General features: G+C 33.2%; 25 protein-coding genes and 1 tRNA gene. 21 read left to right on the forward strand and 5 right to left on the reverse strand.

The window, feature by feature from the left end; all coding sequences use genetic code 4:
* Positions 1-9 precede the first annotated feature (9 nt).
* From WEN_RS02215 to WEN_RS02225, 3 genes are all read right to left on the reverse strand, one after another.
* Positions 10-777: a hypothetical protein gene (locus WEN_RS02215; RefSeq protein ID WP_014849931.1), complete on the reverse strand. Its 768-nt coding sequence runs from the start codon at positions 775-777 to the stop codon at positions 10-12.
* A 29-nt stretch (positions 778-806) separates the two neighbouring features.
* Positions 807-1,184, reverse strand: a complete 378-nt coding sequence (locus WEN_RS02220; protein ID WP_014849932.1) for a restriction endonuclease PLD domain-containing protein — start codon at positions 1,182-1,184, stop codon at positions 807-809.
* A 244-nt stretch (positions 1,185-1,428) separates the two neighbouring features.
* Entirely contained in the window at positions 1,429-2,040 is a 612-nt protein-coding gene (locus WEN_RS02225) for a phospholipase D-like domain-containing protein (protein WP_014849933.1), read from the reverse strand.
* Positions 2,041-2,174: 134 nt separating this feature from the next.
* On the opposite strand from WEN_RS02225, the gene WEN_RS02230 reads away from it, so the two are divergent.
* From WEN_RS02230 to WEN_RS02275, 10 genes are all read left to right on the forward strand, one after another.
* Complete coding sequence (locus WEN_RS02230; protein ID WP_014849934.1) at positions 2,175-2,780, forward strand: restriction endonuclease subunit S domain-containing protein; 606 nt, start codon at positions 2,175-2,177, stop codon at positions 2,778-2,780.
* A gap of 79 nt (positions 2,781-2,859) precedes the next feature.
* Positions 2,860-4,332: an N-6 DNA methylase gene (locus WEN_RS02235; RefSeq protein WP_043911371.1), complete on the forward strand. Its 1,473-nt coding sequence runs from the start codon at positions 2,860-2,862 to the stop codon at positions 4,330-4,332.
* 18 nt (positions 4,333-4,350) lie between these two features.
* Complete coding sequence (locus tag WEN_RS02240; protein WP_014849936.1) at positions 4,351-7,161, forward strand: HsdR family type I site-specific deoxyribonuclease; 2,811 nt, start codon at positions 4,351-4,353, stop codon at positions 7,159-7,161.
* A gap of 133 nt (positions 7,162-7,294) precedes the next feature.
* Positions 7,295-7,924, forward strand: coding sequence for a restriction endonuclease PLD domain-containing protein (locus tag WEN_RS02245; protein WP_052304251.1), 630 nt, complete (start codon positions 7,295-7,297; stop codon positions 7,922-7,924).
* Positions 7,915-8,484, forward strand: a complete 570-nt coding sequence (locus tag WEN_RS02250) for a phospholipase D-like domain-containing protein (RefSeq protein ID WP_043911374.1) — start codon at positions 7,915-7,917, stop codon at positions 8,482-8,484. Before WEN_RS02245 ends, WEN_RS02250 begins: the two co-directional genes overlap by 10 nt.
* Before the next feature lie 63 nt (positions 8,485-8,547).
* Complete coding sequence (locus tag WEN_RS02255) at positions 8,548-9,297, forward strand: hypothetical protein (RefSeq protein WP_014849937.1); 750 nt, start codon at positions 8,548-8,550, stop codon at positions 9,295-9,297.
* Positions 9,298-9,318: 21 nt separating this feature from the next.
* Complete coding sequence (locus WEN_RS02260) at positions 9,319-10,035, forward strand: hypothetical protein (RefSeq protein ID WP_014849938.1); 717 nt, start codon at positions 9,319-9,321, stop codon at positions 10,033-10,035.
* A gap of 10 nt (positions 10,036-10,045) precedes the next feature.
* Positions 10,046-10,810 carry a hypothetical protein gene (locus WEN_RS02265; protein WP_014849939.1) on the forward strand — a complete coding sequence of 255 codons (765 nt, stop codon included), beginning with the start codon at positions 10,046-10,048 and terminating at the stop codon, positions 10,808-10,810.
* Positions 10,811-10,888: 78 nt separating this feature from the next.
* The gene (locus WEN_RS02270) at positions 10,889-11,626 is read left to right on the forward strand and encodes a hypothetical protein (RefSeq protein ID WP_043911376.1); all 738 of its coding nucleotides are present in this window, start codon (positions 10,889-10,891) and stop codon (positions 11,624-11,626) included.
* A gap of 56 nt (positions 11,627-11,682) precedes the next feature.
* Entirely contained in the window at positions 11,683-11,970 is a 288-nt protein-coding gene (locus tag WEN_RS02275; RefSeq protein ID WP_014849941.1) for a hypothetical protein, read from the forward strand.
* A gap of 1 nt (position 11,971) precedes the next feature.
* Here the strand turns inward: WEN_RS02275 and WEN_RS02280 are convergent, their stop codons facing one another.
* Together WEN_RS02280 and WEN_RS02285 are read right to left on the reverse strand one after the other, a co-directional pair.
* Positions 11,972-12,907, reverse strand: coding sequence for an NAD(P)/FAD-dependent oxidoreductase (locus tag WEN_RS02280; RefSeq protein WP_014849942.1), 936 nt, complete (start codon positions 12,905-12,907; stop codon positions 11,972-11,974).
* 17 nt (positions 12,908-12,924) lie between these two features.
* Positions 12,925-13,000: transfer RNA gene (locus WEN_RS02285), tRNA-Ile, on the reverse strand.
* 91 nt (positions 13,001-13,091) lie between these two features.
* On the opposite strand from WEN_RS02285, the gene WEN_RS02290 reads away from it, so the two are divergent.
* The 11 genes from WEN_RS02290 to WEN_RS02340 all read left to right on the forward strand — a co-directional run bounded on the left by WEN_RS02290 (position 13,092) and on the right by WEN_RS02340 (position 19,518).
* Complete coding sequence (locus WEN_RS02290) at positions 13,092-13,634, forward strand: translation elongation factor P (RefSeq protein ID WP_043911379.1); 543 nt, start codon at positions 13,092-13,094, stop codon at positions 13,632-13,634.
* Complete coding sequence (locus WEN_RS02295; RefSeq protein ID WP_014849944.1) at positions 13,612-14,277, forward strand: hypothetical protein; 666 nt, start codon at positions 13,612-13,614, stop codon at positions 14,275-14,277. The genes WEN_RS02290 and WEN_RS02295 overlap by 23 nt, the downstream gene beginning before the upstream one ends.
* Positions 14,278-14,280: 3 nt before the next feature.
* Complete coding sequence (locus tag WEN_RS02300; RefSeq protein ID WP_014849945.1) at positions 14,281-14,847, forward strand: hypothetical protein; 567 nt, start codon at positions 14,281-14,283, stop codon at positions 14,845-14,847.
* Positions 14,848-14,863: 16 nt separating this feature from the next.
* The gene (locus WEN_RS02305) at positions 14,864-15,397 is read left to right on the forward strand and encodes a hypothetical protein (RefSeq protein WP_014849946.1); all 534 of its coding nucleotides are present in this window, start codon (positions 14,864-14,866) and stop codon (positions 15,395-15,397) included.
* A 64-nt stretch (positions 15,398-15,461) separates the two neighbouring features.
* On the forward strand, positions 15,462-15,989 hold the full coding sequence (locus tag WEN_RS02310) for a hypothetical protein (protein WP_148267999.1): 528 nt from the start codon (positions 15,462-15,464) through the stop codon (positions 15,987-15,989).
* A gap of 10 nt (positions 15,990-15,999) precedes the next feature.
* Positions 16,000-16,548, forward strand: a complete 549-nt coding sequence (locus WEN_RS02315) for a hypothetical protein (protein WP_148268000.1) — start codon at positions 16,000-16,002, stop codon at positions 16,546-16,548.
* Positions 16,549-16,561: 13 nt separating this feature from the next.
* Positions 16,562-17,128: a hypothetical protein gene (locus WEN_RS02320; protein WP_014849949.1), complete on the forward strand. Its 567-nt coding sequence runs from the start codon at positions 16,562-16,564 to the stop codon at positions 17,126-17,128.
* A 47-nt stretch (positions 17,129-17,175) separates the two neighbouring features.
* Positions 17,176-17,823, forward strand: a complete 648-nt coding sequence (locus WEN_RS02325) for a hypothetical protein (protein ID WP_014849950.1) — start codon at positions 17,176-17,178, stop codon at positions 17,821-17,823.
* Positions 17,824-17,855: 32 nt separating this feature from the next.
* The gene (locus tag WEN_RS02330; RefSeq protein WP_014849951.1) at positions 17,856-18,377 is read left to right on the forward strand and encodes a hypothetical protein; all 522 of its coding nucleotides are present in this window, start codon (positions 17,856-17,858) and stop codon (positions 18,375-18,377) included.
* A 60-nt stretch (positions 18,378-18,437) separates the two neighbouring features.
* A complete protein-coding gene (locus WEN_RS02335) occupies positions 18,438-18,983 on the forward strand; it encodes a hypothetical protein (RefSeq protein ID WP_014849952.1) in 546 nt (181 codons plus the stop codon).
* 13 nt (positions 18,984-18,996) lie between these two features.
* The gene (locus tag WEN_RS02340; protein WP_014849953.1) at positions 18,997-19,518 is read left to right on the forward strand and encodes a hypothetical protein; all 522 of its coding nucleotides are present in this window, start codon (positions 18,997-18,999) and stop codon (positions 19,516-19,518) included.
* The last annotated feature ends 54 nt before the right edge of the window (positions 19,519-19,572 follow it).

Below are 19,572 nucleotides of genomic sequence, written 5' to 3' on the forward strand. Positions count from 1 at the left end.
ACTTAATTACTAACTTAACTGTCTTTCTCTTTCTCAATTGGTTAAATGGATTCCTTTCGGCTCTTCATTAGAGAATTCTCCAACATATTTTCCGCAAGCAAGTAAATGTGTTTTTTGGGGATTTAGGGAGTCTCGGGTAACTTCATAAATTGCACACTCATGTTCATCTAATAAATTAATTACTTGATTATCAGAAATGCCTTTTCATTCATTTCCTGCGGCAGTAAAGATATATTCTGACTCAGAATTACTTTCTAATTTCGCAACCAAATGTCGGCTCTCTGGATTTCATTCCAATTTTTCATTTATCTTTACAGGATTATCTGTTTTGCTTGTGTCAAGAATATGGAATATGCTATCGTACTCAGGCTGTTCTTCCGTAAATTCTTTGTTAATGAACTTTTTCGGATCGTAACAAGTTAATAACTTAATATCGTTTCCGCCGTTGGACTCGGCAGGTACGACAAAACATTTCTTATCAAATTCTTCTTTTTTAATTACTGGAGTGGGTGAACTCATCGAACTCCCTGAATGAGATAAATCAGAGGAAACAACAGGTGAACCTGCCCTTTCTGCTTCACTCAATGTTCGTTGGGAATCAGAATCTCTCGAGCCTTCTCTACCCGCTTCTACTTGTTGTGAATCTGTAACTTGCAAACTTTGACTATTCTCTGTAACTGAAGATACTTTATTTTTTAAAAGTATTGGGGTTGCGATAGAGACACCAGTTACTCCGGCAACTAAACCAATCTTTAGAGTCAAAATTCCCAGCGACATTGCAGAAGTTGCTTCTTAAATATATCTATTTAAGAATAAACCAAAGAGTATGGGAAAGAAATTAATCAAACATCTCTTTCTATTCTCTCTTTATCAGTCTTGGTTTTAGTAGTTTTCTTCAGGAAGACTTTATCATTCCCGAAACACTCCAATATTTCTTTAGTGATTATTCCGTATCCTTCATAATCTTCACTTGCATATTCATACTCTTCTATCAAGTCTCAATTCACTAGTCTAGTTTTTATTCATTCACCAATGATTTCTTTCTTTTCAAAAGCATTCAATCATTTAATTTGTTGTCCTCTTCCTGAGAAACAAGCCTTGAAGAGATGTCCATTATCTGTCATTAAATAGAATCAGTTTTTTCTAGAAGGTAGATTATCTTCTCCATCAATAGTTAATCTCACATCATATCAACTCCTTTCTTTTCCATTTTCTGGCTTACTATAACACGCATTCAGGGGAGAAAAGGATAGATCTAAGTCTTTTGTTATCTAGAAGTTCTTGATAAGTTAGAACAGTTAAAGAAAAAATAATAGTTCTGAGAGATTCAGATTGTTCTAACTCTTTAAGGTTTATCGACATATTAACGACCCTTTTTTAGAGTGATTTTTAAATAATCCTCTAGAAATCCTTTAATAATAAAAATATTTATTTTCAAGCACTCTTTGGCAGAAAAAACACTCTGTTACCCATTTCACTTAGTTCTTTATTTGAATAATTTTTGCTCGGAAAAGAAAAAAGTCAAACTGCCCTTCTTTTTTTGTTTTCGTCCTTTTTAAACTTGGTTGTTTTCTTCAAAATCAACTTATCCCCTCCATATTCCTCGAGCATCTCTCTAGTAATTACTCCTTCTTTAAAGTGATCTTGAATAACAAACTTAAACTCAGGAATTATTTCTAAATTCATTAATCTCTCTTTGATCCAACTACCAATGATTTCTTTGTCCTCAAAAGCACTTAATCTTTTAGTCTTTTTGCCCACAAAACGAGCTTTAAAACCATCCCCTCCATCTGTAAAAACGTAGAATCATTCTTCTTTTGGGGGTAAGTTGTGTTCACCTTCAAACTTAATTTCCACTTCAAAAAAACTTTGTAATTCTCCTTTTTTGTTATGTATTGGCTTGCTATAGCAGGCATTTAAGGCTGATTTAGATAAATCTAAATCTTTTATATTCTCAACTTCATCATCTGTCGGGACGATCAGAGGAATTACAATGGTTTGAAGTGCCTCCGATTCCTCTAATTCTTGAATAGTAAGCATCTTTCTATTAAAGTTTTGTGAACTTCTATTTTAAAAACTTGAATATATTTAGTTGTTAAGAGAAAAATTTAACTATTAAAGAGTCAAATTTCCCAAAAGAAAAGTTGAAATTTTAAACTCAATCTAAGAGTATTATGAACACTAAAACCTTAGAAGAAATATCTCAAATTGAATATATAAAGAGATTTGAAGTACCAGAAGAAAAGCTTACTGAGCATGGAGATTCTGTACTAGCAGATAGTTTAGAGGTAGAAAAGAGAGAGGTTATCTATTCCGGCATTTCTCGTTTCTCTTTTGAAGAATTAAAGGGGGAAGTCTGAATAGACAACCAAATCAAAAAGCAAGATATATTAATTTTTTCTATCAATAAAAAGTTACAAATTGGAATTAATAATTCAGGAACTTACTGATGTCAAAATAAAGACTTTATAAGAATTAGATGTTTTTTGGGTTGTCTAACCCCTCCTTTTTTACATTTCTGACTAGAACATAAAAGAGAAGAGTTAGAGAACTTGTTTGACTGTTCTCTGGAAAGTTTTTGTGAAAGTCTTAAAAAATTCAAGCTATCTTTACCGAAGAAATTGACTAGACAAACAGAAATAGTTGAATCTTTTAATCAATTTGATGAATTTATTTCTTATACAAGAAGGGAATTAGAGATTAGAGAGCAACAATTTTGACTTTTTAAAGAGAAATTATTTTCAGACGATACTTCAACAACTTTAGATAATCCAAGTTAAGTTCTACAGTGTTTTAACTTTGAGTTTCAGGGAATTAATAAAAAACAACAAGCCACACCTAGAGTGGCTAATAGGGATTATGTTGTACAGATTTCTTTCTGAAAATCTTGAAAAAAGAATTAATAAATTAGAGGAACAAAAAGATCCAGAATCTTTTAAGCCATATAGCGAATGGGGTGAAGGGGAGTTAGAGAATATGAAAGAAGAAATATGTACTGACTCTGGATATTTCATTTCCCCGAACAATCTTTTTAAAAATACTTTTGCTAGAGCTTCGAAAGAAAGATTTACTGGAGAGAAATACTACATCTTAAGAAAGTCCCTAAATGAAACATTCAAACCAGAAAGAGTTAGTGAGTGAGGTTATGACTTCACAGAGATACTAAAAACAATAGATTTCGAAAAGCACAAAGCAGGCTTTACAGATCAACAAAAAATTAATAAGATGGTTGAGTTGTTTGAAAAGGTTGCTGAGCTAGATTTTGAAAGCGAGGAAATTAAAAAGGGATTCGAAGACATTATTAAAGCACAAGTTCGTGAGATTGATAAAGAGGCAAATGGCGGGGAAGTGAATCCTTTTGTTCACTCAAAAGAAATTATTGATTTTCTCTTCAAACTCTCACTAAATGAAAGAAATCCTAGTGATATACACACAATCTATGATCCAGACTGTAATTGAGGTTACTTCTTGTTGAAATTTAGAGAATGACTTGGAGAGCCACAACTCAAAATATTTGGTCATGAAAACAACGAAAGTATGCATGCCCTTTGCTTAATTAATTTATTAGTGCATGGCTTAACGCGAGAAGAGTTTGAGATCAAACAAATTCCAAATTGACATACTAACTTAAATGTTCTAGAGAGTTCATCGTCGAAAGGGGAGAAAAAGGAATATGATGTAATTTTCGGTAACTTTCTACCTTTATCTGATAGTAGAAAAAAACACAATGTAAGTAAGTTCATAAATCACTGCTCACAGCACCTAAATCCAACAAATGGAGTTGCAGTTGTTTTGTATTTCGAAAATGCAATGACTATTCACAACTTAGAAACGAAGAATATTTTGGAAGACCTTGCTCACTACAGATGTATAGATTGTGTAATTAGCTTTCAAGATGAAGCAAAACTTTGTGCAGAAAAAGTAACCAAATCTTTGTGTATCTTGATACTGAAGAGCAGAAACAATAACACAAATAGGAATCTATTAATGATTAATTTTCCAAAGAATTACCCTTCAAAGCTGGAAGAAGTTACAAGCCTCTTCAGCAGTGAAAAATTACAAGAGTTATATAGAGCTGTAATTCATAGAGACCCAATGGTTTTACAAAATTACAAACATATATTTCTAGAAACAGAACAACTAAAAGAAAAAGATTACAGCCTTTCTATCAGACAGTACATTTGACTTGCGAATTCTGAATCAAAAAACAATCAATGAAGTGAGAGCATGTCTGCTCTAAGAAAAGAACTTAAGGTGGTGAAAAAACAAATTAAGGATTTAAAGCCAATCATAGATAATAAATTGCTTGATTTATTCGGAGAGACAAGTTAAATCTCTTTTTAGCTCTGAATGCAACAGCCTCAATTATTAGACAAAACTGTCTTACCGGAATATAAGTCTGACAATCCGACTCCCACTTATGACTCAATTGATCAAATCCAACAGAAGTTAATTGAACAACTTATTCAGTTAGATTACAAATATGCTAGAGAACTTACAACTGAAAAAGATTACGTTGAGAACTTAAGAAGACAACTAGAACATCTAAATACTAAAAGGGGCGAAGGGGACTTTTCCGACTCAGAAAAAGAATGGGATTTTTTCTATAGGAAATATATAGAAATTGAAGGTGATACTGTGGAAAGAAAATTGAAAATTATTCAGCACGAAGGCTATCCAACACATCCAAGATCAGAAGATCCTTTCTCTTTTATTGACAAAAGTTGTTGAGAAAATAACTCTTTTCAAATCGCTCCCCATCCAATTCTCTGCTCAAGTGCAAACATTAAACAACTAAATGTATTAATTAATGGATTTCCTTTAGTACACATTGTTTTACTTTCTCCCAAAAATTCTTTAGAACAAGGATATAAAGAGTGAAGAGTTAAAACATCAAAAACTCTTAATAGATTATTTGGATACATACATATATTTGTACTTACTAATGGAATCGAAACGAAGTGATATGTTGCAGAATTAGATGGAAATACTTCTCAAGATTTCAAAAATATCACTAACTATTGAACAGATCAAAAACACACACCCATTAAAGATATAAATGCTTTTGCGCTTTATTTTTTTAAAAAAGAAATCATATTAAAGCTCTTAACTAAGTACTGCATTATTACTGAAAAAAAACTCATTATTTTAAAGCCTTATCAAATTGATGCGGCGGAATCAATTTGTAATCATATTCTTGCAAAAAAGGAAAACTCGGGAAATAAATCTGCTGGGGGTTATGTTTGACACTCAACGGGCAGCGGAAAGACACTAACTGCTTTTATGAGTTGTAAGTTAATTGGTCATGACGTTCCATGAATAGAAAAGATATTTCTACTGGAAGATAGAAATGCTTTGGAATTTCAAGTTAATGAAGAATTTACAAGATTTGCTTCAGGTCAAGACTACGGGGGAAATCAAAGAATAATTTGAGCAGATGAGGGTGAAAAATTGTCTGATGTTCTTGAGAACCCAAACAAATATAAACAAGAAAAGATAGTATTAACAACTATTCAAAAGCTCTTTCAGTTCTGCAAAAATGATGAAAAAACGAGTGAATTATTTGATCAAAAGGTTGCATTCATTATTGATGAGTGTCACAGAAATAACTTTGGAGAGATGCATGCACAAATCATTAAGAAATTCAAGCAATACTTTATTTTTGGATTTACTGGTACTCCTATTTTTCCAGAAAATGCTTCGACACCCGAAGATACTACTGAGAATTATTTCGGAGGACAAATTGGTCCTTCTTACACCATATATAGATCTATTAAAGATGGAAATACTCTTCGATTTTGACTTTTTGAGCCCCCAGAAGATGATGAAAGTAAAAAACTAACTAACAGTGATACTCCTATTAAAAAATTGCCTAAAGGGGGTTTGGCGAGAGTAAAAGCGATCGCAAAGACAGTTTGGGAAGAATTTGAAAGCAAAACCGTTCATAATGGAGAAAGATTTAATGGGATATTAGCTGTTCAAGACATTGACAGTGCTATTGATTGTTACAACGAATTCAAAAAGTTAAATGAAAAATCAGAAAATGGCAAAAAACTTATGGTTGCTTGTGTATTTACTGCCTCAAAGCAAAAAGATAAAGACAGTTACAAAGAAATTAGAAATTCTTTTAGAAGAGAATTTGAAACTCTTTGTATAGGTAGAAAAGAACAAGGATGGAATCAGAGATTAAGAAGAGGGGATGCAAGAGAAGAAGTTTATAAAGAGGTTGTAACGGAGGCCTTTAAAGAAGGAAAGATTGATTTACTAATTGTTGCAGAAATGTTCTTGACAGGTTTTGATGCCCCAAAATTAAATACTCTGTGAATAGATAAACCTAGTATTAAATGACACACTTTAATTCAGGCATTTTCTAGAACTAATAGATGACACAGGAATAAAGAAGTTGGGAAAATAGTTAGCTTTAATCATATTTCTTCGGCTGTAGATGCTGCAGTAAGAAGGTTTAGTGAAATAGATGATGATATTTCGAACATATATAAGACATATACAGAAGAGGATTTCTGAAAAAATACAAATGAAATTAAAACGAAAGCCGAAGAATTAGGTTGTCTTAAGAAAGAAATAGAAGGGGCTGGAGGTAGAGCTGAAGATCACAAAGAAAAGAAATTTATCAAAGAAACAGAAAAGTTAGAAAAGGATGTAAGAAGATTGAGAAATTTTGGAGGGCTTTACAGAGATCATTTCGGAGAAGAAGGGGAAGAAGAGCTAAAACAATTTACTACTCTAAAAGAGAAATTAATAAAAGAGAGAGCTAGGGAAGGAAGGGAAGATTTTGAGGATATTACAATCGAAATCCCAGAAGAGCTAGAAGAAGCAACAGAAGAAGATATTTCTGATACCATCACCTTAAAACAAACGACGGACTATAGCGACAAACTCATTAAATTAATCAAATTTGCTACAGAAAAAGCTAAATTCTCAGAAAATTCTTTAAAAAAACTTAAAAAAGCGATTGCATCCCGAGATAAAGATTTAATTAACTTTCCAGGTTGAATCTCAAGAAAGACAAATATCGCCTATAGCGATCCAAGAAAAAAGGAGATAGTGGAAGAAATAATTAAGTTGTCTAATGAAATAATGGAAGAAATGGAAGAAGAAGTGGTTTTAGACTCCCAATTAGATATAGAAGACGTCACTTAGTTAATTAGTTAGTTCTATTAAGTCTTTTTGCTAGCTTTTTAGTACAGGATTAAATCTAAAACTTTAAAAATTCATCCTTTTTGCCACTTTTGACAAATAAATGTAGTGAAACAATTATCAATTTTTGAGTTCAGTGGGAAAAGATTTTCTTCACACCAATATTTCACCTAAATTTTCAGTAAAGGGTTGGAAGACCAACAATGAATGTTTTAGAGAAGAGTTGGCAAAGGCAGATAGAGTGGAAATCTCTGTAGCTTACTGCTCTTGCGACTCACTTCGCGAATTAGACAGATTAGTAGAAAGATTAAATATCAAATACATTTGTTTGATTCTAGGAATGCATTTCTTTGTTGGATTTTCAGAAGATTCATACCAATTAGTTTTAGAAATCAATGAGAAGTGAATGAAAAGGGGCATGGGAGAAATAAGACTAACACACTACTTTAAGCATCATGAAAAACTCTATTGTTTTTATAAAAATGATCAAATCTTTTCAGTTATGTTTGGCTCACCAAACCTAAGTTTCTTAATTACCGAGAAAATGAAAAAACCAAAACAAAATGACATGGCATGGTTAAGTAATGATCCTTTTTATCTTGAAAATTCCCTTGAACACATGGAAATACTAAAGTTGGAAGAATTTACTAGTAATGTTGTCGAATTAGAAAAATATAGAACTGCTGAGGATGAAAAACCAAGGGAAAGAAAGAAAAGTCAAAAATCTAAAAATCACTTTCAAAAAGGGTCGTTAATATGTCGATAAACCTTAAAGAGTTAGAGCAATCTGAATCTCTCAGAACTATTATTTTTTCTTTAACTGTTCCAACTTATCAAGAACTTCTAGATAACAAAGACTTAGATCTATCCTTTTCTCCCCTGAATGCGTGTTATAGTAAGCCAGAAAATGGAAAAGAAAGGAGTTGATATGATGTGAGATTAACTATTGATGGAGAAGATAATCTACCTTCTAGAAAAAACTGATTCTATTTAATGACAGATAATGGACATCTCTTCAAGGCTTGTTTCTCAGGAAGAGGACAACAAATTAAATGATTGAATGCTTTTGAAAAGAAAGAAATCATTGGTGAATGAATAAAAACTAGACTAGTGAATTGAGACTTGATAGAAGAGTATGAATATGCAAGTGAAGATTATGAAGGATACGGAATAATCACTAAAGAAATATTGGAGTGCTTTGGGAATGATAAAGTCTTCCTGAAGAAAACTACTAAAACCAAGACTGATAAAGAGGGAATAGAAAGAGATGTTTGATTAATTTCTTTCCCGTTTGCTCTTTTATTGCAAAAATATAAATATTGTTAGAAGTATTTATTTAAAAGCTTGTTTATCTTCTTTTAAATAGATATATAAGAAGTAACTTCAAAAATGTCTCTGGGTATTTTGACATTAAAGATTGGTTTGGTTACAACCGTTGTTGGTACTTCTATAGCCACTCCAATTCTCTTGAATAGAGGCTCTTCAGAGATTAATTCTGATCAGGTAACAGGAAACTCTGAGAGTCAAGTGAATGTGGCGAGAGTTGGTGTTGCAGAAGATTCGTTGAGTGTAACTTCACCTCGAGGAGTAGAAGGTGATAGTGTTGCCTTGGAAACTTCTTCTGGATTGAGAAGTGAAATGCCTTCCTCAACTATACAAGTGGAAGATTTCGATAAGAAGTGTTTTGTTGTTCCAGCCGATTCCGAAAGTGGAAGAGATATTGAATTATTAACTTGTTACGATCCCAAAAATATTCTTAGAAAAGATGTTGGAATCAGCGATGGAGATGAGCTTGAAAGTGTATTTCACTTATATGACCGCAGTAAACCTAATAACCCAGTAAAAATAGATGGAAGTCTAGAGTGAAATCCTAGCGCAAAACAACTTACTGTAAGGCTGATAAAGAAAGGGGATTTTTCTTCAGAATACACTTTTAAAGTTACTGGTGATTATTGAGGAGGAATTTCAGATACCTCAAAAAATTTGATGGAACAAGACGAATGTGTAATTTACAAAGCAACTCTTAAAGATTCACGCACAAATTCAACACATTTACTTACTTGTGGAGATGCTTCTTCAGATTACCAACCAGAAGACCCAAAAGGTATTCCACTAACTGATTGAACAAAAAACGATTAATTTATTAGAGACTAAGAAAATATGGCGACACTAGCTATCGGAACTCTCTTGAAAGTTGGTGTTGCTGTTGTGGTTACTGGAACCTCTATTGCCACTCCAATACTTCTAAAGACAAATAATGTTTCAGTGCCTACCAACGCAATTTCAGACAATACTGAAAATTCTTCTAACTATGCTTCAAGCGATTCTCCGAGTCAACAAGTCTCTGAAGTGCAAGAAAGAAGTTTAGGGACTGTTGAAACTTCTTCAAGAGATTCTTCTCCAACTGAACAAGTGACATTAAATAAGACTTGTTTTTTAATACCTGCATCATCCGATAATGGATCTGAACTATTAACTTGTTTGGGTGAGGCTAGCGGAGATGATACAAATGAAAGATATTCTGAATACAACAGTTTGTATTATCTAAGCAGTCCAGAAAAAGAATATTTACTTTTGGGAGAAAATGACAAGTTAATATGAAGTCCAGATAAAAGACAAATAACTGTTAAGTTGGAAGAAGGAAAAATGACAAGCAAGGAAATGAATAATAGTATTTTTGAAGCTCAAGGTGAAGAGTGACAAGATATATTAGATGGTGAATTTGATTTAAAGGGAGAATGTTCAATCTTTAAAAATGATTCTCTAGAAAGTGAAAATGAACAATCTTATCTGTTTGTTTGTGGGAATCATTTAAGTGATTTTTCTGATGACAATCCAAAAGGAATTCCCTTAACCTCTCGGGCAACTTTAAAGTAATTATTTTGTAATGTCTCTGGGTATCTTAGCTCTAAAGATTGGTTTGGTTGTGGGGGTTACTGGTGTTTCTATCGCTACTCCAATATTTCTTAGTAGAAAGGGAGTTTTTTCATCCGGCTTAGAAAATGTTCATTCTTCCGAAACTTCTAGTGGTATGGGGAACGCAGATGGACATAATTCAGATACTGAAATTAGTCACCCAAGCTCTTCTGGAATAGAAGAAGCACAAGGTGTCAGGGGAGATGCAGGCTCTCAAGGTCAAATTAGTACCGTTTCTTCAGAAGCACCTTCTTTAGATGATTCATTTAAGAAAAGATGTTTTGTAGTTCCCGCAAAGTCAAAAGGAAATGAAAATATTCAACTATTAACTTGCTTTGGGTCTGAAAATGCTGGACGTTCCAGTCAAGAAGGTGATCAACCAGAATATGATAGTGAGTTCCATATATTTGATCCAAGCAGAAACAAAGGCATTCCCTTAAAAGTTGAAGGAAAGATTTCTTGAGAGCCAAGTAATAATCAAATTTCTGTGCAAATGTCAAAGGATTCAGTTGTAGAAAATGAATACTCTTTTAAATCTGAAGGTAATGGGTGAAATAGGGTTTCTGCAGTATCTGCAGTTTTGTCCAAAGAAGAATGCTCAATATTTGAAATTACTTCTCAAGACTCTCCTCACAAAGGCACATTTTGACTTTCTTGTGGCGACAATACATCAGAAGATTTTGATGCCAACTCCCCTACTGCTATTCCTTTAACTTCTTGACCGAAGGCTAAATAATTAAGTTAGAAGTTCAATAACTTATTAGTTGTCAACTAAAATTAAGTGATTCAGTATATCTAAGCAGAGGTATAAGTAATGTCTTTAGGTATTTTGGCATTAAAGATTGGTTTGGTTGCAGGAGTTACTGGTGTTTCAATCGCTACTCCAATTCTCCTTAATAGAAAAGGTGCAAACTCTTATGTAGTTACTTCTTTAACTGATTCTTTTCAATCCAGCTCTTTGGGTGAGGAATCTAGAACAGAAGAAGGAACAGGCTTGGGAGGTCGCGATTCAGAAGCTCTACAAAGACAACAAGAAATTGGAACTGACAATTCTCATAATCAAACTATTTCAACGCCTTCACAACTAACTTCTGATAACTTTGACAAAACTTGTTTTGAGGTTCCAGCAACTTCTGATAGTGACGAGAATATGCAATTATTAACTTGTTTTGATACTTCAAACTTAGAAAGGGCAAATAGAGAAGATACTCCAGAATTTGATAATTTGTTCCATCTTTACAACAAAGAAACTAAAGATAATCCTGAACAAATTGCTGGAAAACTGAAATGAAATTCTGAAACTCAAAAAATTTCTTTCAATCTAAGCGACGACTCCAGCCCTTCTCAATATATCTTTACGGTTCAAAGAGATAATTGGGAGATTAAGCTTGGAAACTCAGAAAACTTAAAAAGCGAATGTACTATCTTCGGAGTAACTTCAAAAGATTCTGAAGGAATTGCGGATTATTGGTTAGCTTGTGGATCAGACTCTAGTGATTTTTCTCCTGATGAGCCTCAAGGAATCAAATTAACTAGCTGAAAGAAACAATAACTCAATAAATTATTAATAAGGATTAGTTAGTGGTTTTTAAAGGTTAGTAATAACTCTTGCTAGATAGAGAAGGATATTTTTTCTCTATCTCTGGAGGGTGGAGAAAAACATTAAAGAGAAGGGGACCTTACAGAAATGTTTTGTTGAATATGTATGTTAGAGCCAGAACTGATCAGAGTGACTGAAGACCAGAAGACTTAGTCTATATTAGACCCAAGAGAGTTTATATATGAGAAAGAATTGATTGAGTGTGACTTAGAAAATACTTGATTTTCAGCATAAAAGAATTCAAGATATTTTGTCAAGAGTCTTGAGCTAAACGAGGACAACCAATAAAGAAATAATTTAGTCTTTCTTTATTTCCTTTAAATAATTCTTTATTGAGATAGCTGCAATTGAACCATCATTCATAGCAGTCACTATCTGTCTCAATTCTTTATTTATTACATCCCCAGCAGCAAATAAGCCTTTTAAATTGGTTCTCATCTGTTCATCTACATATACGAATCCAAAAGAGTTTCTCTTTAGCTCTAACTTAGATAAGAAATCAGTTTCAGGTAATAATCCAATAAAGATGAATACAGCTTTAGCTGAAAGCTGTATTTTTTCCCCTGTCTCTGCTTGTTCAACTTCTAAACCACTTACCCTATCCCCTTCTACTAATACTCTTACAGGTCTATAAGGAGTATGAATAGAAACATTCTCTTTTTTTTGTAACTCTCTTAAGAGAATTTCATCCCCCCTGAATTCTCTTCTTCTGTGAACTAACTTAAGCTTAGAAACTATTGCACTTAAATAGATAGATTCTTCTAGTGCACTATTTCCCCCTCCAACAACTACTACTTCCTCTCCAGCATATAAGTTGCCTTCACAGATAGCACAATAAGAAACTCCTTTGCTATAGTACTCTAATTCATTCTCTATTTCTAGCTTTTTCTCTCTTAATCCTGTAGTGATTAAGACTGAATAACTCTTAAATATCTTTGAACTCTTTGTCTTAATTTCTCAAATCTCTTGGGATTGAGTTATCTCTATTACTTCTTCTAATTGTGTTTCAATTTGTAACTCCTTTAATTGGGAGTAAATATTGTCTGCTAACTGTATTCCATTTCTATCCAGATAACCTGGATAGTTATCTATAAAGAGTGTTTTGTTTAGCTTCCCCCCTACTATATCTTTCTCCAGTATTAATACTTTTAAACAAGCTCTAGCTGCATAAATGGCTGCTGTAGCTCCTGCTGGGCCTGCACCAATAATTATTAAGTCTCAAATTTGAGTCAAATGACTCTGCTATATAATGGTGGGACTAATGGGGTTCGAACCCATAACCGCACCCTTATAAGAGGTGTGCTCTGCCTGTTGAGCTATAGCCCCCTTTAAGAAACTTTAATTAAGCTTTTTGTTACTCTTAATCTAATTTTTTATTCTATTTAAGCCACTTGGCTTAAATTAAAAAGAAAAGAATATGTCTACCATGTTAGAAGCTAGAGAGCTAAGAGCTGGGCAAACTATTCTATACAAAGGAGAACCTCACATGGTATTAGATCACTCTTTCAATAAGACAGCTATGAGAGGAGGAATAGTTAAATGCAAACTAAAGAACTTATATACTAAGGCTATTTTTATTGAAGAGCTTTCAAATCAAAGACTAGAAAAAGCTAACTTAAGTAAACAAGAAGTAATTTTTACTCACAGAGAAAAAGATCTACTTAAGTTCTGTGATGTACAAACTTATGAAGAGTATGTACTATCTTTAGAGCAATATCAATGAGCAAGTGGTTTTCTAGAAGAAGGAACTACTCTACAACTAGTTTGATTTGAAACTAACTTAATTGACTTTGTATTACCAGAAAAGGTTCAATTAACTATAGTTGACTTAACCCCAGTTAATAATGAAGTACAGAAAGCAAAGTTTGCTTCTGGTCATGAAAGCTTAGTGCCTCTCTTCTGTAAAGAAGGGGATAAAGTCTTTATCTCTACAGAAAATGGAAAGTACCACTCAAAGTAGAACTTTATTTCCTTTTTCACTACTTCTTTCTCCCTTTATAGCTTTATTCTTTCTTGGATTTACTCTTTCTTCTTGGAAACACAGATTTGGATACAAGGGAAATAAAGATTACTCTTCTAGATATCTTTTTTTCAAGAAAGTCTATTGAACATTTACACAACTGACTTTCAAAAAAGAAGTATTAGAGAGCTACAACCTATTAAATAGAAAAGATACTTTTATCTGTATATATTGCAAGAGAATAAATTGAACTCTATTATCTCTTGCTTTTTTATTAACTAACTATTACCAAAAGGCATATCAAAAAACAAGAGCTTTTAAGTTCTGTGTGCTTTCTGAATCAAAACCTAAGTGATGGTTCTTACTTTCTCTTTTAGATCCTTTATCTCAACTACCAAACTCTAAATTCCTAAAAGAGTTTGATTGTCCTGTTATTTGCTTCTCTTCTTCCATCAATAAATTGAAAAGATTTGCACTTAAGTCTTATAAAACAATGGTATTTTTTAGATTTGAACAATTCTTTTCTTGAAAAACAGGCTTTTTAAATACTTTTAGAGCTATTGGGAAGATTGATTACAATGAATTACTGAAAAATGCCAGTAAAGCAGAGTTAAAGTTGGTTGAAATACTAAAGAGTTTTTAAGTTATGTCTTTATTGGCTTGAGTTGTTAAGGGTGCTTTGGCTGTGGTTGGAACTGGAGCAATTGTTACTCCTGTTGCAATAAAGTTAAGTTCCAACTCTTATCACAAAAAACCAATAGTTATTGAGAACTTTCCTGATAAAGATAATGTCAATGGCAAATGTCAAGTATTAGATAGAGAAGTCAATAGTAATAAGTACTTATTAGCTTGTGATTTTGAGAGAGAAAATTCCGGTAGTGGTGTTTCCGTCACCCCTGAATTTAAATTTTTTTCAGGAAATGGAAATCCAGTAAGTATCAGTGAATTTAAGGGAAAGGAGACAGAAGAGGGTGAAAATAAAATAACATTTTCTACTTACGAGTATTCAAACACTGGGTTAGAAGGAGTGACTGGTGAAGAAAGTATATTGGTTTCTTCTTCATCCCCTTGAGTTGATATTCTGGCCGAGGCTCAATTGAACAAATGCAAATTTAAAGGTAAGTTAGATTCAAATATTTCTTGAACTGTTGAATGTGAAACTAAAAGTGGTGTGAAAAAAGAGATCTATCTTGCCCCTTTAAGTCTTAAATAGTTCTCAAAATTAATTAATGACTTTTTTAGCAAAGGCATTAATGGGAGTAGTTGGGGTTGTTACTTCCGCTTCTATTGGGACTGTTGTTGCTTACAGAGAATCTATTTTTAGGAATTCACAAAAAGAAATTTCAGACTTGAAAGGTAGATGTTATGTTATTCCGACAAATTCAGACAATAATCAATCAGAATTATTGATTTGTACACCTACTGATTCATTTAGCTCTTATTCTCAATATTTTCTTTACAAAAAGGAGAACGGGGGAGAAAAGAATGAGCTTGAAACGATAAAGAAAAAAGATAATAAGCTAGAAGTTTCTTGGAGAGTTAGGGAAGGCAATTCCGTTGGAAGTGAGTCAAATACAAAGAGTGAAGAGTTACAAGTGAATTCGGAAGATTGAAAAAATATTAAAGAAGATGTAAATCTTAAAGATGATTGTCATTTCGTTTCGAATACAGATGAGCGGGGAGGGAAAAAATGACAATGTAGTGACGCCTCTGTTGAAGGATCTTCAGGGAAAGAATTTCAATTAACTCCTTTCTCGAGATAGTTTCAATTAACGTCTAAGTTTCTATTTTTTCATAAACTTTTAAAATCACCAGATATTTTTTAAAATGGTTATTCCATCCTTATTGGTTAAGGGTTCTCTGGTCACTTTAGGGGCTGGTATTATTGGTTCTGCAGTTGCTGTACCAGTAACACTCTTAAATAGTCAGTCTCAAATAATAATTGAGAATTTCCCCGCAGACAAAAAGAGTGAATATCGAGATAAGTGTCAAGTATTGGTTACTGACACAAATAATAAGAAATATTTATTTGTATGTAGAGATGGAGAAGAAACATCTCCCATGACTTTCCGTTTTTACTCTGGGAGTAATGAACAAGAGCCTGAAGCAGTAAAAGCTAAAGGAATCAAGAATATTGGGGGAGGAGTTGAGTTAGAACTGGAGTTGTTAGGAGATTCTGGAGCGGGAGAGACCAAGACAATACAAGATATTTCTTCTAAGTGAGCGAATTTCTCTGAAAATGCTTTAAGAGAGTGTAGGCTTATTGAAGAAGGTGAGAATGGAGCTTGAAGACTTGATTGTGAAACCGGAGGGGGAGAAAAAGAATTTATCTCATCCCCATTTACTATTAAATAGTTCCTAGGTTATGATGATTCCTGCAATTGCTTTAAAGATCTTAGGGGGAGCTGTTGCAATTGGAGCGGTTGCTTCTTCCATTGCGGTACCTACTGCATTATCAATGAATACTGCTAAAGAAATAGTATTGAAGAATTTTCCTAGAGGGGAAAAAGAAAAATTTAAAGATAAGTGTCAGCTATTAACGAAGGATGAGGGTGGTATGAAAAGAGAACAAGATAAAGGATATTTGTTAGTTTGTGATGACAGTGGTAATTCTGGGGTAACTTTTTATTATCACTCTTATCAAGAAGTTCCGAAAAAAGTTATTTCTCTGGAGAGGAATGGTGATCTCGGGGGTCATCTAACAAAAGTAAAAGTTACGACAGAGGGAACTATGGCAAATGAGGCAGATTTAACTGCCTACAACGGGAGTTGAACTGATTTGATAGGTAAAAGTCTGAAAAATTGTAGTATTACCAAGGATGTTGGAGAAGAAAAAAGATGGAGTGTTAGATGTCCAAAGGATGGTACAGGCGATGGAAAAGATATGCCTTTAACTCCAATAATTATTAATTAAGAAAAATTAATAAATGACTCTTGCAGTAAAGGTATTAGGAATTGGTTTAGCTGGAGTAGCTACTGTTGCGGTTGGGACCACCTCTTATTTACTTTTTTCTCCATCTCCGACCAGTCTGAAGACAACTGAAGATTTCAAAAAACACTGTTACAAATTAACAGAATTCACTAAAGATAATTCAAATGGTTCTCAATTTCAATTATTGGCATGTCAAGCTGATACCAAAACAGATAGTGTTTCTTTCTACTTGTATCAAAAAGGAACAGCTGGAGCTTCTAATACTAATGATTCTTTTGAAGAAGTTAAGAGTGTTGCAACTTCTAGTACTAGTTCAAGTCAAGTAACTGTTCATTTGTTCAAAGAGGATTCAACAAATAGTGGTGGTCAACAACTGAATATACACGGAGTAGGTTGGAATGAAATAGGCTGAAAACCTGATTCAAAACTAGATAATGCCACTCTAAAAAATATTTGCAAAGTTAATTGATCAAGTAGTGATCGGGAGAAAAAATTAAATTGCCAGTCTAGCGGAGGGAATGTAGAACACAATATTTCTCAAGAAAAGAAATTCAACATCTAATAATTCTCAAAACTTTCATATAATAAAGAAATTAATTTTTCTATAAGATGGCTATCCCATCTATAGTAGCAAAGGTTACTTTAGCCGTTTTAGGGGCAGGAGCATTAAGTGCTGGGATAGCTATTCCTCTTTCACAAAATCAAAATACAGATTCTTCTTCCGAAATTGCCCCCTCCTCTCCGGTCTCTCCGGCTGAATCTCCTTCAAAACCTTTAGATAAAGAAACCTTTACTAGACTTTCTGGGGACGAAAGGTTAGAAAATTGTTATTCCTTTGCATCTGCTGAAAGCAATTCATCTCCTTTATTGCTATTCTGCTCTAAAGGGAATGATGGTACCAGTGTAGAAGGCAATTTTACTTTTAAGTTCTGAGATGGAGAAGAATTAAAGACTGCAACTAGTTTAATTAAGCAAGAGGCTTCTAAAAAGACATTAGTTGGTCTTGGTTCTGATGTTGGCGAAGCAGGAGAAATTGATATTGAAGACGAAGATATCTTAGATCATGAATGAAACTTTATCTCTCTTTCTAATTGCTCTATTGAATCAGAAACAAGAATACTTGGAGATCGTGATAGAGTATTAACTTGCACTTATGTACCAGAAGAAGATGATGCTGAAGGAGATTTGGAAACTCCTAAACAAATCTTCTTGTTAGAAAAATTTGATTTTTCTAAGAAAAAAGGAAAAATAGAATAATCAAAATTAGCAGTTGAGTTTCGTAATCTAAAGTGATTATTCAATCTTTAGTTGCAAAAGTTGCTATAGCCACTTTAGTTACTGGTATAGTTGGATCTTCGATTGCCGTTCCAGTTGTTTTAACGTCTGGAACAACAGGTACACAAGTTGAAACAAAACAAAGTGGTCCTGACCTTGGTGAATGTTTTGTAATTCCAACGGAAACAGACGATCAACAAAAACAATTATTAATGTGTAAAGAAAAGGGGGCTGAAAGAACAGGACTAGATAAAAAGAATTACTGATATCGGGAGGGAAGTGGTACTGGCGCAAAAAAAACTAAAGTAACAAAAATAATCAAGAGAGGGGAGGGATTGGAAATTACTTTAGAAGGTGATGTCTCGCTTGTACAGATAATTCCCCTAAAAGCAAAGTTAGAAAATTGATCAAGTATTCCTAAGCAAGCTGATTTGAATAGTATCTGTGAATTAACAGAGGATGCAGAGGTGAAATGGCAATGCTTTACTGAAGAAGGAATGGCTGGGATTACACTTACTAAATTTTTGGAACAATAAGGCTGAAGAAAAACTAAACTACTTTAATCTTTGGAATTAAAGATTAAGTAATCTTTAGAAATGGTCATACCTGCAGTAGCTTTAAAGGTTTTAGTTGGTGCTATTGTTTGTGGCTCTTTAGCCACTTCTATAGCAGTACCTGTAGTTATGTCAAAGAATTCTTCTTCTTTATCATTCTTTAATTACTTTCCACAGGATCATAAACAAAAGTTTCAAGATAAATGTCAGTTAATAGTTAAAGATGAAAGTGAGAGGTTTGGTAAAAGAAAATATTTATTTGCTTGTGAAGGTGATGAGGTAGCAAGTCAAGCAGTAAAGTTTTATTTCTATTCAGAATATGAAGATCCTATTCCCGTTAAAAGCTTGAAGGAAAAGTTAGAGGTAGGGATAAGACAACAAGATAAAGTTACGATCGTACTTGAAGGAGAGGGTCAACAAGAAACATCAATAAAAGTTTCTGGTAACTCTTTAGAGTCTTTAATGAACAAAAGTTTGAGTGATTGTGGAATAACCAAGGGCGACAGAGAAGAAAATAGATGAACTTTGAAATGTCCGAAAGGAGATTCAACTGACAATACAGGTATCCTCTTAACTCCTATTAATTAAGAGAAATTAATAAATGACTCTTGCAATGAAGGTATTAGGAATTGGTTTGGTTGGAATAGCCACTATTGCAACTGGGGCCACAACTTACTTCCTTCTTCCAGCTACTGCAATTAGTCTAGAGAAAGAAGAAGACTATCAGAATAACTGTTTAGAAATTGAACCGCACTTCACTGAAGATCAACAGTCTGACAAAACTAAATTATTAGTTTGTCCAACTTATAAAGGAAGAAATAATGCTTCTTTTTATCTATATAGAAAGTCTGAAGGTACAACTAAAACTTTTGACAAAGTAAAAAGCTTTCAGAAAGAGGCAAGCGCAAGTAAAGTTATCTTCACATTATTTGATGAAAAAAACAAAAGAGAACTTTATTTAACTAATGGAAAACATGAAAATGAACTAGATAACTTAATTCTTCAAGCAGCTTGCAAAGTTAATTGGGGTGATTCTGAAAACAACAAACTAACTTGTCAAAATGGAGAAAAAGAAATTAATCCTTTAACTTGAAAGCTAAAGAAATTTAATTTAGCAAGTTAACTTAGGTCTTTCAGCCCCTTCAATTGACAAATAAAATCAATTAATTTTTTTTAA

The organism is Mycoplasma wenyonii str. Massachusetts (genome assembly GCF_000277795.1).
GTDB lineage: Bacteria > Bacillota_I > Bacilli_A > Mycoplasmatales > Mycoplasmoidaceae > Eperythrozoon_A > Eperythrozoon_A wenyonii.